Below are 14,397 nucleotides of genomic sequence, written 5' to 3'. Positions count from 1 at the left end.
CCTACAGCAGGACGATGGTATATTTGTTATATTTGCCTATTCAAAATTTGCAGGTCGGCAATGCTTGATAAGTCGTTTGCAATCACTTCGATCGGTTTTTGGCAATCATTTTTTATCCACTCAATAAAATAGCCCATCGTCCCATACGCGGTGAATGTCGCGAACGCCTCGTTTTTTAGATGTGCGGCAAGCGCTTCATATAAATAATAGAAGAGCCGGTTTTTAAACTGTTCTTCATTTATTAGTTCTTTATAAAATGCGCGATTGCTGAAAATATGTCCGCAAATTTGTATCGTTGTATTAATCGGGCTCGTATTGCGATTCGTATTCCCATAATAATATGAAACTAATTCTTTCAGCTTTTCCTCTGTTACTGTATGTAAAACTTCATATTTATCCTGAAAATGCAAATAGAAAGTCGAACGGTTAATGCCGGCATGCGCAGCAATTTGCTTCACTGAAATCTTTTCGGGGGAATGCCGTTTTAACAGTTCTTTATAAGAAGCTAGGATATATTGTCTAATCGTTGGCTGTTCGATAATTTGTCTCTCGTTCATAAGTTCAGCTCCTTCATATAGACACTTTACTATACAATGTCGTTTGAACGGAAAGAAAAAGCTGGATAAAATGAACATAACGTGAATTTAGGAGGTCAAACATATGACAAAAGTATATGTAATTACTGGCGGCACAGGCGGTATGGGGAAAGCGACAGCAATGCGTTTAGCAAAAGGGAACACATTTTTATTGGCGGATATGAATGAAGAGCGTTTAGCACATACGGCGGAAGAATTAAAAGCGGCAGGTGCAGCGTCTGTTGAGTATATGACGGGGGATATTTCGAATCGCGAACGTGTGAAAGCGCTTGCGGAAAAAGCGGCTTCAATGGGGGAGCTGGCCGGAATTGTTCACACGGCAGGTCTTTCTCCAACAATGGCTGACTGGAAAAAAATTATGGAAGTCAACGCATTAGGAACAGCCTATATTTTAGATGAATTTGTTAAAATCGCGGGAACAGGCACTTCAGCGGTAATGATTTCATCAATGAGTGCACATATGGTACCAGCAACACCGGAAATTCGTGCTGCTGTAAAAAATCCATTAGCTGAAAACTTCATGCAAACGATGGAGATGATGACAAAAGGCGCAACACAAGCATCTTATCCATTCTCGAAACTATCTGTTATCGAAATGGTGAAAGATTTAGCATGGGCTTGGGGCGAAAAGGGTGCCCGTTTAAATTCTATCTCCCCGGGAACTATTGATACAGCGATGGGGCGTCAGGAAAAAGAGCAAAGCGAACAGATGGCAGTATTATTATCGTATACCCCATTGCGTCGTGAAGGCGATGCGGATGAGATTGCAAAAGCAGTGGAATTCCTTTTAAGTAATGCGGCTTCATACATTACAGGTACAGATCTTTTAGTCGATGGCGGCACAATTGCCAATATGGGACGAATGCGTGAAGCAATGCAACAAAATTAACGATAGAAATTAGGCAGTTGATTATATTTCTGCTATAATGATTTAAATTGCATTTTGAGGTTACTTCCTTTTCTTTTATAGATGGGAGGTAACCTCTTTCGTGTTTAAAGAAGTTTTTCAAGGGGGAAACAATTTGGAGCAATATACAAATTTACGGGCAGGAGAAAAAGGTGCCTATTTATCAATCATCGCCTACATTTTTTTGAGTTCGCTGAAATTGATCGTTGGGTATATAGGGGACTCAGAAGCATTGAAAGCAGATGGTTTAAACAACACAACAGATATTATAGCCTCAATCGCTGTTTTAATAGGGCTCCGAATTTCGCAGCGTCCCCCTGATGATGATCATCGATACGGTCATTTTCGAGCAGAAACAATTGCATCGCTTATCGCTTCATTTATTATGATTTATGTCGGAATTGAAGTGCTTTTGTCGGCAGGGGGAAAAATAGTGAATCCAATCCATCAAGATCCTTCCATCGTGACAATTATCGTTGCCGTTTTTAGTGCGCTCGTCATGTTCGGGGTTTATAAGTATAATATTGCACTTGCAAAAAAAATTAACAGTACGGCCGTAAAAGCTGCTGCATATGATAATCGTTCGGATGCTCTAGTTAGTATAGGAACTGCAATCGGTATTAGCGCAGCGATACTAGGCTTTCCGATTATTGATACAATTACTGCTTTTATTATCGGTTTAATTATTATAAAAACAGCGATTGACATATTCAAGGATGCGGCCTTTTCTTTAACGGACGGCTTCGATATTGGGCTCATCAGTTCAATTGAAGAGCGTGTTGCAAAAATTCCGCGGGTAAGGGAAGTGGTGGAAGTGCGGGGAAGACAGCATGGAAGCTTAATATTAGTGGATATTACAGTATGTGTAAACCCGAATTTAAATGTCCGCGATTCGCACACGATTACCGAACAAATCGAAAAAGCGGTTCAAAAATTGGATCGATATGCTACAACGCTAGTCCACATTGAACCTTATGATCCGAAAGAGCTTATAATTTGCGAAGACGATTATCACTTTTAATATTAAACATTGAAGATATGTCGGAATGAAATGTTTCCGGCATATCTTTTTTTATTGACAACTGTGTAAAATCCAATTTCAAAGTGAATGCCATTTGGCTTCGAAATATCGGCGCCATTTTTTGCCCCGCAAAATTATGCTATACTGTCGACTAGAATAAAACGTTTTGAAAGCGGTGGATTTTTTGTATAAAACAATCGGTGTATTGGCACATGTCGATGCAGGGAAAACTACATTTTGCGAGCAATTGCTTTATCATACAAATTCTATAAAAAAACGCGGTCGCGTCGATCATCAAGATGCTTTTTTGGATAACCATTCAATTGAACGCGAACGCGGGATTACTATTTTTGCAGAGCAGGGGAGAATCGATTATAAGGGGGATGTTTATACGTTAATCGATACACCCGGACACGTCGATTTTGCGCCTGAGATGGAACGTGCGATTCATGTGATGGACGCGGCAATTATTATAGTAAGCGCAGTGGATGGAATCGAAGGCCATACTGAAACTGTGTGGAATCTGTTGCGAGAACAGCGCGTTCCTACATTTATTTTTATTAATAAGGCAGATCGCGAAAGCGCTGATGTTGCGGCAGTAATGGCGGCGATCCAAAGCGAGTTATCTCCAAATGCCCTGCAGTTTGACAACGGCTTGGATGCGAAAGCGAAGGAATGGATTGCAGAGCGTGACGAGCAGCTCATGGAGAAATACTTTGCCGATTCATTAAATGATGAGGAATGCGCAGTAATATTAAAACAACTCATACATAATGAACAGGCATTTATTTGCATGAGTGGCTCGGCTCTAAAAGATGAAGGAATATTAGCCTTTTTTAAAACGATTGCACAGCTGACGGAAACAAATTTTGATGCGAGTATGCCGTTTGAAGGGAAGGTATATAAAATTCGTCATGACAATCAGCAACGCCTAACTTTTATGAAAGCATTATGTGGCACTTTAAAAGTGCGGGATGAATTTACATTTGGCGACAGTACGGAAAAGGTAACGGAAATCCGGCTTTATAATGGAGCCAGCTTTACAGCAGTGCAGCAAGTTGAAGCAGGGGATATTTTTGCCGTGAAAGGGCTTGCTAAGCCGATAATCGGCGATGTCATCGGGGCTGCTCAAATGGATCGGTCAATTTATGAAATGATTCCTGCTTTGCAAGCGAAAGTAATATATGAAGGGGAGTTGCATATTAAGGAACTTACTCGTATCTTTCGCGAACTGGAAGCAGAAGAACCAAGTTTGCGTGTCATTTGGAAAGAGAAGTTTCAGGAAATATCCGTACATGTAATGGGCATTATTCAGCTTGAAGTTTTGACGGAGCTAATGAAAGAGCGTTTCGGCATCGAAGTGGGATTTGGGAAGCCGCAAATTCTTTATAATGAGACAATTGGAGCAGCTGCGGTTGGCTATGGGCATTTTGAACCTTTAAAACATTATGCAGAAGTCCATTTAAAAATGGAGCCGAATCCCCGTGGCGCCGGCATAACATTTTCAAATAAATGCCATGCGGATGATTTATCGGTTGGGCATCAGCGATTGATCAAGAAGCATTTGTTTGAACGGGAACATCATGGTCTGCTCACTGGCTTTCCGGTAACCGATGTGCATTTTACGCTATTGACAGGGCGTGCACATAATAAGCATACAGAAGGCGGCGATTTCCGGGAGGCATCATTCAGAGCTTTACGACAAGGGCTTGAGCAGGTGGAAAACCTTTTGTTGGAGCCATATTATCGATTTAAAATGAAAGCTTCAAATGAGCATATTGGGCGGATGATGACTGATATTCAGGCCGCAAGCGGAGTATTCGAAGCGCCGCTATTGACGGAAGATACTGTCACACTTTATGGAAGGGCGCCTGTAGCCACATTTATGGATTATAGTACCCGATTTGCCGCATACACAAATGGCAAAGGAGCTCTAACTTTACAATATGACGGCTATGATTTATGCCATAACAGCAGTGAAGTCATTGAAAAAATTGGCTACAAAAAAAATGCCGACCCAGAATATACATCATCCAGCATTTTCTGCGCAAAAGGAAAAGGCTACAGTGTCCCTTGGGATGAAGCAAAGGAAGCGATGCATTGTGAATTGAAGGAAGATGAATAGCTTATACAAACAGAAGGTATCCAGCAAAAAATATTTGCCGGATATCTTTTATTGCATGGCGCTTTTAAAATGAATCATTTAAAGAAAAAGCTATAATAAAAAGCTGGGGGTTGTAGAGTGGTTGCCTGAAACACTTACTTTATCGTACGTTTAAACAAAATCCCCAAAGTATTCGGGCCGCAATGTGTTGAGATGGTGCAGCCCGCTTTTGTAATAAGCACATCATCAAATTGCTTCAGCTCGCTTAGTGCCTCTTTTACTGATGCGACAGTTTCATCCGAGCATTCAGAGTGCGTAATGAAAATTCGGGAAGTATCAATATCAGTTCGGCCGGCTAAACGGTCTTTAATATACTTTTCGAGGCAGCCTTTAAAATTGCCGCGATATTTTTTGCCGACTTCCATTTTGCCGTTTACGACTTCAATAGAAGGTTTAATTTTAAGCAATGTTGCCCCAAATGCTTCGATGCTTGAGCAACGCCCGCCACGTTTTAAATACTCCATTTTATCGATTACAAAGCTTGCTTCGATTTCCGGGATTAAAGCTATCAGGCGTGCCTCAATTTCCTGAGGGCTTTTACCTTGCCGCGCCAATTCAGCCGCTTCGACAACAAGAAGCCCGCTGCCCGAAGATAGATTTTGCGAATCGATTACAATGATTTGCTTTAATTCCTGTGCAGCAAGTGTCGCATTTTGATAGCAAGAGGAAAATTGACTGCCTAGGCTAATATGAATAATTGTTTCATGCGTTTCCGTAAATGGCTTGAAAAACTGTTCATACTCATATGTATTAATTGCCGCTGTTGAACAACTTTTGTTTTCTACACTAACATATCGGAAAATATCTTTTGGTGTAATATCCACACCATCCAAAAAGTCATCCTCCTCAATGAGCACGTGAAGCGGTGCTAATGAGATATCATACTTTGCAAGTAATTCGGGGCTTAAATCGCATGTACTATCCGCTGTTATTTTTATCATTTTTCACACCTCTGTTAAATTAAATATGTACCATTGTAACATGGAGTGATTTGGAGAGGTAAGCAAATCGCCCGTCATGAACAGGTCCCGATACAGGGGAGGGTGGCAAAGTATGTCGCCTGAACCATTGTGCATAAATAGTAGGATTATTTATTTTCTTCGATTTTTAGGGAGGGGCAGAATCTGATTAATAGAGGAAGTGGCTTTTAGTTTTTTTTAAATTATTGCCGTTGACTGGAAAAGAGCATGATTAAAAAGAGGAAAAAAAGTTACTTGAAATATTTACGCGGAAAATTAAATATTTAAAAACGCACCCGTTGCGTTTTCAAAACAGCTAAATTTAGAAAATCTAAAAAGGTAACACAAAGGTAACATAAATCCCGGGAAAATCCGAAATTTCCCGAAAATCCAATCTTTGTACAACTCGGAAAAACCTTGTTATAATGGGCATTGTGAATAGATATGAAAGAGGGCGAAAATATGAACGCTTACGATGAATACATGAAACAAGTAACAGAGCCTATGCGTAAAGAGCTTGAAACGGCCGGCTTTACACAATTGACAACTGGAGATAGTGTGCATGAGTTTATGGCAGAAACAAAAGGCACAGCGCTTGTTGTCATCAATTCAGTATGTGGTTGTGCGGCGGGCTTGGCGCGTCCTGCTGCTCGTGAAGCAGTTGCGGAAGTTAAGCCAGACCAATTAGTAACAGTTTTTGCTGGGCAGGACCCGGAAGCGACAGCTGCAATGCGCGGCTATTTTGATGAAGTGCCGCCTAGCTCACCATCTATGGCGATTCTGAAAGATGGTCAATTAGCTTACTTCATCCCGCGTGATCAAATCGAAGGCTTCCCGATGGAGCAAATTCGTGATCATTTAGCAGATGTGTTGAAGCAAATATGTGCAGAGTAACCATTGTTACAACTGCAGGGCGTCCGGACGAGCAATCATTGGAATTGGCTCGATTCGCAAGTGAAGCGCTACATGCTGACATTATACAAAGGCAAAAACGATCGGTTAGCAAACTTTCCGAAATTTACGATGCCAATGTGGTTGTTGCAGGTAAAAACCGCTTTGAATATTATGCGAAAGGTGCTGAGGCGCCTTTCTTTTTTCATCCGAATTCCGCTGCATTCCGCCTGAAACGGGTAGCCCGCGGAGAAGAGGATCCTTTGCTTGCGGCATGTGCTTTACAGGAAGGGGATACATTTTTGGATTGCACGCTTGGAATTGGCTCTGATAGTTTATTGGCAGCCTATGCAGTTGGCGAAGACGGAAAAGTGATTGGGCTTGAAGCGGATGAAAATGTAGCGTTTATCGTGAAAACAGGAATGAAAACATATGACACGGCAGAACTTCCTTTAACGGCATGTATGCGTAATATTGAAGTCGTCCATACAAATGCACTGCAGTTTTTGCAAAAGCAAGGGAATGACAGCTTTGACGTTGTGTATATGGACCCGATGTTTGAAGAAGTAATCGAGGAATCCACAAATTTTGAAGCGCTCCGCCATGCAGGGAAACATATCGCACTGACGGGTGAATGGGTAGCTGAAGCGAAGCGTGTAGCGAAAAGCCGCGTTGTTTTAAAAGCGCATTACAAATCGAGTTTGTTTGAACGGTACCGCTTTGAACGCGACGTCCGTTTAACTGCAAAATTCCACTACGGTATTTATGAAAAATAATAGGGTTGATGCTCTCTAGATAAAGAGTTTCAACCCTATTTCGTTAACTAAATTTTTTGCGCCAATTCATCTATTTTTTCCGCAACTTCTGTTAGTTGTTTAATTGAATTTGAAATTTCATGAATGGCATTGCTCTGAGCGTCTGTAATATGCATTGTGCTTTCCACCGATTGGGAAACTTCAGCGACTTTATTTTTCATCGCTTCCAATAACTGACGAATTTCATTGACCGCCTCGCCGCTTTGGTCGGCCAGCTTTGTAATTTCTTTCGCAACGACAGAGAAACCTTTCCCATGCTCGCCAGAACGTGCAGCTTCAATACCGGCATTGAAACCTAAAATACGTGTGCTTTTAGCGACAGTATTAATCATCTCCAAAATTTTTGCTGAATCATTCACTTGATGTGTTAAATTTTCCTGTGCCTTCGAGATGTTCTGCATATATTCGGACAGGTTTTCGGCAGAGGAAGATAATTCGACTGTGGAAGCGCCGATTTCCTCGGAGGAAACCGCGAATTTATCGGCAATATCGACTAAATCAGCGCGATTTTGAACACTCGTACTTACAGCTAAACAACCAACGACTTTCCCCGCTCCATTCACTAAAGGCACGAATGCGATTTTTAAATCCATGCCATAATATTCTTTTGGAATATCTAATGTTTGAGCCCGATTATTTTTCATAACTTGCAGCATCGGATCTTGTGGAGTCAAAAGCCGATTTTCACCATTACCGCTATTTATTTCTTTTGATTCGATTTGCATGACCACTTTTTCTAAATCTGAAATCGAAATTAAAACGTCTGCAGTAAACAGTTTTTTTAGCATCGGCGCAAATTGGATAATATGCTGTAAAAATGGATCAAAGCTTACTTCAGTAGTACTTGTCAAAATTAAGTCCCCCTAAATTTCCTTTATATAGTTTTATACTACCACGGCTTTAGAAAAAAATAGTAATAAATTATTAAAAAGTCATGAATTTTTTCTGATATTTTTGCGGCCGTTTTGCTTGAAAGCCATTCAATAGTTTGAATAAGGGAGACACGGAAAAGTTGATTATGTATATGTAATTGTGTAAAAATGAAAAGTTATATCCAGCAACGATGGCCGCAAACGGACTCATAAAGGGAGATGCATTAAAATCCGCTTGTTTAATGCATCCCTTTTTAAATTCAACTCCTGTCAACCGTTATGATTCTTTTCGCATTATAAAGCTTAAATGTCGGCCTGTTTCACGATCCTGGCGATAGGAAAATCCATTGCCGCTTTTAAATGTACATAATGGATCAATCGAAATATTCTCTTCCGGCACCCCTGCAAGGACACATTGCTTTTTCACCGTAAGCTGGTTGTCAATATGGTATTTATGTGTTTGGTCATTCCAATATATATATTCATCCGCATAGCCCAGCGTCTGGAATTTCTCCTGCACATCCGAATCTACTTCAAATTTTTCCTGGCTAATGGCAGGCCCGATTATCACTTTCACATGGTGTAAATCACAATTTTCCGCCTGTTTTAAATGCTGAAATAATTTTAAAGAAATTTCTTTTACCGTTCCTTGCCAGCCAGAGTGGACAGCACCGATTACATCCGATTTTTCGCTGTAAAAGAGCACAGGGACGCAATCTGCTGTAAAACTGGAGATGACAATATTCGGTTCGTACGTATACAATGCATCCGTATTTGCAATGGCTGTCGATTTGTCTGTTGCCCCTTTTCCGATATCGGATTTTTCTACACGGAAAAAGTTGGCGCTATGTGTTTGATTTGCACAAACAAAATTCGAAAGATCTGCCTGTAAAAGTGCGGCAAGTTGTTGACGGTTTTCTATAATATGTGCTTCGTTTTTACAGACATGCAACGCCATATTATTTTCCTCGCCAAATGAGTCATCCTTCAATGTCACGCCAATTAGCCGTTTTTCATTATTTTCGTAAAATTTTATATTCATTTTATCACCCATTGTAATATACCCGTTTGAGCGGTTTTTGTATAGAGAAAGCCGATTTGGTATAATTATGAAAAATGGGGGGCAGCATGATGAAAAGTTGGCAAATTATTTTTTCGGGCTTTTTGCCTTATGTTGTGGCTGTGTTTGTTTTTATTAGCTATACATTTCCTTATGCAAATGAATCGATGACGTTCGGTGCAGCTGTCACAGTTGTTTTATATGTTCTGCCAGCCTATTGTTTTGTGATTGTGCCGTGGTATTATTTGTTGTATATGGTGCGCAAACATTTTAATAAGCGAGCTTTTTTCTTAGCGAGTCTCCTTTTTTGCGTAGTACAGCCGATAATCATCTCGATTTTCCTCAAAGTGAAAATTGGCGGCGCTGAATTTTGGCTTTTCGTTTCGCCGCCGTTAATAATAGGAATACTTATATTTACACTATGTATTAACAGATTCTTTAAAGCGAATACAGAACATGTGACAAATGGAAGGGGAGAGGCTATTGAAGCTAATGATTGAATGGCAATATATCACACCTGCAAAACAGGAAATCACATGGAGAAGTGAAGCGATGCCTGCTGCCCATGTGTATACAATCGTCGAGGATTTGCAAAAAACCGGGCGTCTGAAATCCGTTGTTTTAACAGATGAGCATGAAAGTACATGGACATTCAAAGAATTGAAAAAGTATTTAAAAGAGCTTGAAACCGAGCCTTCTGAAGTAAAGGTATATTTTGACGGCGGTTTCAATCGTGAGGAAAAGCTAGCTGGCTTAGGTGTTGTCATCTACTATAAGCAAAACGGAAAAAATTGCCGATTGCGCACAAACCGATTAGCTGAATATTTGATGTCAAACAATGAAGCGGAATATGCGGCCCTGAATCTCGCAATCGAGCAACTTGAAGAAATGGGTGTGCATCATCAAACGGTTGCGATCTTCGGCGATTCCCAAGTCGTTATTAATGAAATGAACGGAGAATGGGCTGTAACTGATACAACGCTGTCAGCATGGGCGGATAAAATCGATGCAAAACTGCAAAGGCTCGGAATTCGTCCGCAATACGAGTTTATCGATCGTAAACTAAATGCGGAAGCCGATCAATTGGCAACTCAAGCATTGCAGCATATTGATATTCATGCGGATGTAGATGTGCAAAAAGGGAAAGGGTAATTTTATCTTCAATATGCTTATACAGTTTTACAATAAAACTAGCCCTTTTTTCATCTTGTATCATTCCGCTCATTTAGTAAAGTGGTATTAGCGATGGAAAAGAGGAAGCGAAATGGGTATTTGGATAGTCATTTTATTAATAGCCGCCATAGCGCTTATGTTATTCCAGGCCGAGTTAATGTACATACGCGCGGAAAAGATAAAAAAGCGAAAGAGGGGGGATAATTCATGATTCGTTCTGTTGGAGCCGGAAGCACAGGCTTGCAAAATCAAACACGTCGCAAAACACAGCAGGAGCAAACAATCCCCTTTCCTAAAATCGGGGACTCCGGAAATGTGGGGCTATCACAAGAAGAATTGCGCAGTGGGCAGTCTGAAATAGCTCAATTGATGGTCGGTGTTAAACCGAAAAAGCAGTTGAAATCCATTTTTGATGAAAACAATGACGTCGTGAAGCAAAATGCAGATGGCGACAGATTGGAAGTAAGTAAACGCGCCATTTCGCTGGCAAAGGAAATTCTGTTTGCTTAAATAAAGAAGCTCCGATGAGAAGTCAATTTCCCATGGGAGCTTTTTTTCAATCCATTATTTTTTTTCCAATGCACGTTCGCCTGCAATACCTGGCTGTGTTAATTCGAACGGGTTTAATATAATATCCAATTGCTCTACAGTAAAGAAGTTGTATTCAAGGCAAAGTTCACGTACAGATTTTCCGCTATGAAGTGCTTCACGGGCAATCTGGCTTGAGCGCTCGTAGCCTAAATGAGGTGCCAAAGCTGTTACTACACCTATTGAACGCTCTACAAAATCATGTAAACGCGCTTCATTCGCTTCGATATGGTCCAAGCAGTATTTTGTGAATACAGTAAAGCCGTTCGTCATAATTTCAATTGATTGCAATAAGTTGAACACTAAAACAGGCTCCATAACATTCAGTTCGAATTGACCTGCTTCAGATGCAAGGGAAATCGTCACATCATTGCCGATTACTTGGAACGCGATCTGGTTAATCAATTCCGGCATAACAGGATTCACTTTCCCTGGCATAATCGATGAACCAGGTTGGCGCTCAGGTAAACGGATTTCTGCAAAACCTGCTTTCGGCCCTGAAGCCATTAAGCGTAGATCATTACAAATTTTCGACATATTCATCATGGCGATTTTTAACATGGATGATACTTCAGCATATGTATCCGTATTTTGTGTACCATCGATTAAATTATCCACTTTCACGAACGGGAAACCACTATAAGCGGCAATATTTTCTACTGCCAATTTCATATACTCCGGGTCCGCATTTAAGCCTGTACCAATAGCTGTTGCCCCAATGTTGATTTGAAGCATCGTTTGCTGCGCTTTTTTAATGCGTGCGATATCACGCGCCACCACTGCAGCGTATGCGCCAAATTCTTGGCCTAATCGAACCGGAACCGCATCTTGTAAATGTGTGCGCCCCATTTTAACAATCGAATCGAATTCCACTGATTTTTGGATGAAGCTATCACGCATGACTTCCATCGCCATAATCAAATTGTCCAAAGTTGTCACTGTTGCGATATGGATAGCCGATGGGAAGGCATCATTTGTTGATTGGGCCATATTAACATGGCTGTTAGGACTAATGATTGAATAAGTACCTTTTTCTTCCCCTAAAATTTCTAATGCGCGATTTGCGATGACTTCGTTGGCATTCATATTCATGGAAGTGCCGGCGCCGCCTTGAATCGGGTCTACAACGAATTGATCGTGTAAATGCCCTTTAATAATGTCGTCAGATGCTTGCGCAATTGCATTGGCAATTGTTTGATCCAATTTGCCGATTGCTGCATTTGCAAGTGCTGAACTTTTTTTCACGATGGCAAATGCACGGATTAATTCTGGGTGCATTGTCATTTTAGTGATTGGGAAGTTTTCTAATGCACGAGTTGTTTGAACGCCGTAATATACGTCCTTTGGAATTTCCAATGTGCCTAAAAAGTCTTTTTCAATACGTGTACTCATTTGTACGAACCCTCCAAGAGAATTGTGTAATAGTTGGATAAACAACTACATTATACGCTAAATTATCATAAAAGCGTACTTGCTGAATTATTAGATTATTTGACGTATTCATGAAAATCGAATTAATGGATATTTGCGCTGTTTCTACAATGCGCCACAGTCGAAGCTTTGTATAATTGTGCTATGATGAGAGGGGAATAATTATATATAAAGTCCGAAAGTGAGGTTACGACGTGAATTTTTCATTTCAAGACATTCATATTTTCGCGGAAATCGAAAAAGAAACGGAGCTTTTTAAGCATTATAAACTCGATGAAATAAAAGATAGGTATGATAGCAATTTTGTATATTTCAGAAGATTGCCTACGCTGCAGGAATTGAAAGAGACACAGTTTTATTTAACGAAGTTCCAGCGATCAAGAAGGCAAAAATTTTTAAAGTTCGTCTTTCCACAAGACGTGGAACTCCCTTTTTATATTCGCCAATATTTTTCGTCGCAGCAGTTTAATATTGGAATTTTGGAAATGTATGCGATCCAGCCAAATGTATTTACGAAAGAAAGAATTCATCCTTCTGTAAAAATCGAACCTGTTACAGCACGTACAATCGATTCCTATTTAGCTTTGCAATATGAAGAAGATCTACAATGGGGAGAAAGCTATGCGAACGGAAAGCGTGCCATGTTGAAAAGGGACTTTGAGCAGCACCGCAAACAGCAATTTATCGCATTGATCGATGAACGGGTTGTTGGTATTGTCGATGTCATTGAATCACAAAAAACTGCAGAAATCGATAACTTTTTCGTAAGTCCGCAATTTCAGCGTCAAGGGATCGGCACAACGATGCAACAATATATTATGGAAAACTATGAGCGGAAGGTGATTATTTTAGTAGCGGATGGAAAGGATACGCCTAGGGAAATGTATACAAAACAAGGATATACTTATATTGGAAAACAATATAACGCACTTAAAATGAATTTTGATTGAAAAACTGTCCTAAACAATATATTTTTGCGCAATAATATTGAATTTCGTAACTTTTGTTTCTTTCATACGACTAATGTATGAAAGAAACGAGGTGAATTACATTGAAAAAATGGTTTCCTTATATAGTTGTTAGCATAATATTTTTACTTGCAGCGTGTAATATGAATGAACAGACAAATTCGTCAGAACCTGTTGACCAAGAACAAACAGACAATAAAGAAAATGAAAATGATGATCAAGGCGGAACGAAAAGCAATGAAGTTCAATATGAATTATTGTTTCAATTAGATTCGATTCCCCCAGAAGTCGGTACAAGCATTTCAATCGTGCAAGACGAGAAGCTTTATACAGCATGGGCGGAAATTTTCGGATTTGACTCTGTTCCGGCAATCGATTTTGAAACAGAGGAAGCTCTTTTCGTCACAGCATATTCGGATGGCTGCGGAAGAGAGCTTGAATATATTGATAAAGAAGAGGAAACGCTGATCATCAAGTTAAATTATCATGAAAATATTCGAAAAAAGGACGAAATTGCGTGTACAGACATAGCCTTGCCGAACACATATGTTGTGAAAATGGAAAAAACGGATACGAAACAAGGAAAGCTGATTGATATTAATCGCACATCGTATGAAGATGATTCAATTGTTCAGGATAAGCTGCAATAAAAATCAGAAAGCGTGAACTGCGCGTAAATACAGTTTCAAACAATACGAGGAGCTACCAATTCCTTCATAATAAATAAGTATTGAATATTACACTGAAAATGATAGATTCATTATTTTCGGTGTAATATTTTTTTAGCGGAAATTTTCTGTAATAGGGATGCATAATAGTGGAAATATAGGCAAATTGCTAGTCATTTGTAGATTTGCATTTTAAGAGCATTGTATCGGATGACAATAATTGATAGTATTAGTTATCGTACAATAATAGTATTGAACGCGATCTATAGGAAGTTGGAAGATGC

15 protein-coding genes are annotated in these 14,397 nt (G+C 40.0%); 10 read left to right on the top strand and 5 right to left on the bottom strand.

Features of this window, described 5'->3' with window-relative positions; all coding sequences use genetic code 11:
* Positions 1-26: 26 nt before the first annotated feature.
* The gene (locus tag ACTHOQ_RS00195; RefSeq protein WP_440493628.1) at positions 27-557 is read right to left on the bottom strand and encodes a TetR/AcrR family transcriptional regulator C-terminal domain-containing protein; all 531 of its coding nucleotides are present in this window, start codon (positions 555-557) and stop codon (positions 27-29) included.
* Positions 558-660: 103 nt separating this feature from the next.
* On the opposite strand from ACTHOQ_RS00195, the gene ACTHOQ_RS00190 reads away from it, so the two are divergent.
* The 3 genes from ACTHOQ_RS00190 to ACTHOQ_RS00180 all read left to right on the top strand — a co-directional run bounded on the left by ACTHOQ_RS00190 (position 661) and on the right by ACTHOQ_RS00180 (position 4,649).
* Complete coding sequence (locus tag ACTHOQ_RS00190) at positions 661-1,485, top strand: SDR family oxidoreductase (protein WP_440493626.1); 825 nt, start codon at positions 661-663, stop codon at positions 1,483-1,485.
* A gap of 133 nt (positions 1,486-1,618) precedes the next feature.
* Positions 1,619-2,524 carry a cation diffusion facilitator family transporter gene (locus ACTHOQ_RS00185; RefSeq protein WP_440493625.1) on the top strand — a complete coding sequence of 302 codons (906 nt, stop codon included), beginning with the start codon at positions 1,619-1,621 and terminating at the stop codon, positions 2,522-2,524.
* Positions 2,525-2,708: 184 nt separating this feature from the next.
* A complete protein-coding gene (locus ACTHOQ_RS00180; RefSeq protein ID WP_440493623.1) occupies positions 2,709-4,649 on the top strand; it encodes a GTP-binding protein in 1,941 nt (646 codons plus the stop codon).
* Positions 4,650-4,783: 134 nt separating this feature from the next.
* On the opposite strand, the gene ACTHOQ_RS00175 is transcribed toward ACTHOQ_RS00180, so the two are convergent.
* The gene (locus ACTHOQ_RS00175; RefSeq protein ID WP_440493621.1) at positions 4,784-5,629 is read right to left on the bottom strand and encodes a DegV family protein; all 846 of its coding nucleotides are present in this window, start codon (positions 5,627-5,629) and stop codon (positions 4,784-4,786) included.
* 480 nt (positions 5,630-6,109) lie between these two features.
* On the opposite strand from ACTHOQ_RS00175, the gene ACTHOQ_RS00170 reads away from it, so the two are divergent.
* Together ACTHOQ_RS00170 and ACTHOQ_RS00165 are read left to right on the top strand one after the other, a co-directional pair.
* Entirely contained in the window at positions 6,110-6,541 is a 432-nt protein-coding gene (locus ACTHOQ_RS00170; protein ID WP_440493620.1) for a BrxA/BrxB family bacilliredoxin, read from the top strand.
* Positions 6,529-7,314 carry a class I SAM-dependent methyltransferase gene (locus tag ACTHOQ_RS00165; RefSeq protein WP_440493618.1) on the top strand — a complete coding sequence of 262 codons (786 nt, stop codon included), beginning with the start codon at positions 6,529-6,531 and terminating at the stop codon, positions 7,312-7,314. The genes ACTHOQ_RS00170 and ACTHOQ_RS00165 overlap by 13 nt, the downstream gene beginning before the upstream one ends.
* Positions 7,315-7,361: 47 nt before the next feature.
* Here ACTHOQ_RS00165 and ACTHOQ_RS00160 read toward each other — a convergent pair whose 3' ends face one another.
* Together ACTHOQ_RS00160 and pgeF are read right to left on the bottom strand one after the other, a co-directional pair.
* Positions 7,362-8,204: a methyl-accepting chemotaxis protein gene (locus tag ACTHOQ_RS00160; RefSeq protein ID WP_440493616.1), complete on the bottom strand. Its 843-nt coding sequence runs from the start codon at positions 8,202-8,204 to the stop codon at positions 7,362-7,364.
* Positions 8,205-8,502: 298 nt separating this feature from the next.
* Positions 8,503-9,267 (bottom strand): peptidoglycan editing factor PgeF, encoded by a 765-nt coding sequence (gene pgeF / locus ACTHOQ_RS00155; RefSeq protein ID WP_440493615.1) that lies wholly within the window; start codon positions 9,265-9,267, stop codon positions 8,503-8,505.
* A gap of 89 nt (positions 9,268-9,356) precedes the next feature.
* Between pgeF and ACTHOQ_RS00150 the strand changes: the two genes are divergently transcribed.
* The 3 genes from ACTHOQ_RS00150 (at position 9,357) to ACTHOQ_RS00140 (ending at position 10,968) form a co-directional block, all read left to right on the top strand.
* Positions 9,357-9,785: an ATPase gene (locus ACTHOQ_RS00150; protein WP_440493613.1), complete on the top strand. Its 429-nt coding sequence runs from the start codon at positions 9,357-9,359 to the stop codon at positions 9,783-9,785.
* Positions 9,769-10,437: a reverse transcriptase-like protein gene (locus ACTHOQ_RS00145; RefSeq protein ID WP_440493612.1), complete on the top strand. Its 669-nt coding sequence runs from the start codon at positions 9,769-9,771 to the stop codon at positions 10,435-10,437. Before ACTHOQ_RS00150 ends, ACTHOQ_RS00145 begins: the two co-directional genes overlap by 17 nt.
* Before the next feature lie 228 nt (positions 10,438-10,665).
* Positions 10,666-10,968, top strand: coding sequence for a DNA primase (locus tag ACTHOQ_RS00140; RefSeq protein ID WP_440493610.1), 303 nt, complete (start codon positions 10,666-10,668; stop codon positions 10,966-10,968).
* 54 nt (positions 10,969-11,022) lie between these two features.
* Here the strand turns inward: ACTHOQ_RS00140 and aspA are convergent, their stop codons facing one another.
* Positions 11,023-12,438, bottom strand: coding sequence for an aspartate ammonia-lyase (aspA, locus tag ACTHOQ_RS00135; RefSeq protein ID WP_440493609.1), 1,416 nt, complete (start codon positions 12,436-12,438; stop codon positions 11,023-11,025).
* A 233-nt stretch (positions 12,439-12,671) separates the two neighbouring features.
* Between aspA and ACTHOQ_RS00130 the strand changes: the two genes are divergently transcribed.
* On the top strand, positions 12,672-13,427 hold the full coding sequence (locus tag ACTHOQ_RS00130; RefSeq protein ID WP_440493607.1) for a GNAT family N-acetyltransferase: 756 nt from the start codon (positions 12,672-12,674) through the stop codon (positions 13,425-13,427).
* A gap of 161 nt (positions 13,428-13,588) precedes the next feature.
* Positions 13,589-14,095, top strand: coding sequence for a dehydrogenase (locus tag ACTHOQ_RS00125; protein WP_440493606.1), 507 nt, complete (start codon positions 13,589-13,591; stop codon positions 14,093-14,095).
* Positions 14,096-14,397 lie beyond the last annotated feature (302 nt).

The organism is Solibacillus silvestris, from assembly GCF_051967575.1.
Classification (GTDB): Bacteria; Bacillota; Bacilli; order Bacillales_A; family Planococcaceae; genus Solibacillus; species Solibacillus silvestris_B.
The sequence above is the reverse complement of the archived record's forward strand: the minus strand, read 5'-3'. Positions and strand labels throughout refer to the sequence as shown.

Bases quoted from the DNA above. Each gene is read 5' to 3' on its own strand.
- pgeF (WP_440493615.1), bottom strand. From the start codon at position 9,267: ATGAATATAAAATTTTACGAAAATAATGAAAAACGGCTAATTGGCGTG.
- ACTHOQ_RS00175 (WP_440493621.1), bottom strand. From the start codon at position 5,629: ATGATAAAAATAACAGCGGATAGTACATGCGATTTAAGCCCCGAATTA.
- ACTHOQ_RS00140 (WP_440493610.1), top strand. From the start codon at position 10,666: ATGATTCGTTCTGTTGGAGCCGGAAGCACAGGCTTGCAAAATCAAACA.
- ACTHOQ_RS00150 (WP_440493613.1), top strand. From the start codon at position 9,357: ATGAAAAGTTGGCAAATTATTTTTTCGGGCTTTTTGCCTTATGTTGTG.
- ACTHOQ_RS00190 (WP_440493626.1), top strand. From the start codon at position 661: ATGACAAAAGTATATGTAATTACTGGCGGCACAGGCGGTATGGGGAAA.
- ACTHOQ_RS00170 (WP_440493620.1), top strand. From the start codon at position 6,110: ATGAACGCTTACGATGAATACATGAAACAAGTAACAGAGCCTATGCGT.
- aspA (WP_440493609.1), bottom strand. From the start codon at position 12,438: ATGAGTACACGTATTGAAAAAGACTTTTTAGGCACATTGGAAATTCCA.
- ACTHOQ_RS00125 (WP_440493606.1), top strand. From the start codon at position 13,589: ATGAATGAACAGACAAATTCGTCAGAACCTGTTGACCAAGAACAAACA.
- ACTHOQ_RS00165 (WP_440493618.1), top strand. From the start codon at position 6,529: ATGTGCAGAGTAACCATTGTTACAACTGCAGGGCGTCCGGACGAGCAA.
- ACTHOQ_RS00195 (WP_440493628.1), bottom strand. From the start codon at position 557: ATGAACGAGAGACAAATTATCGAACAGCCAACGATTAGACAATATATC.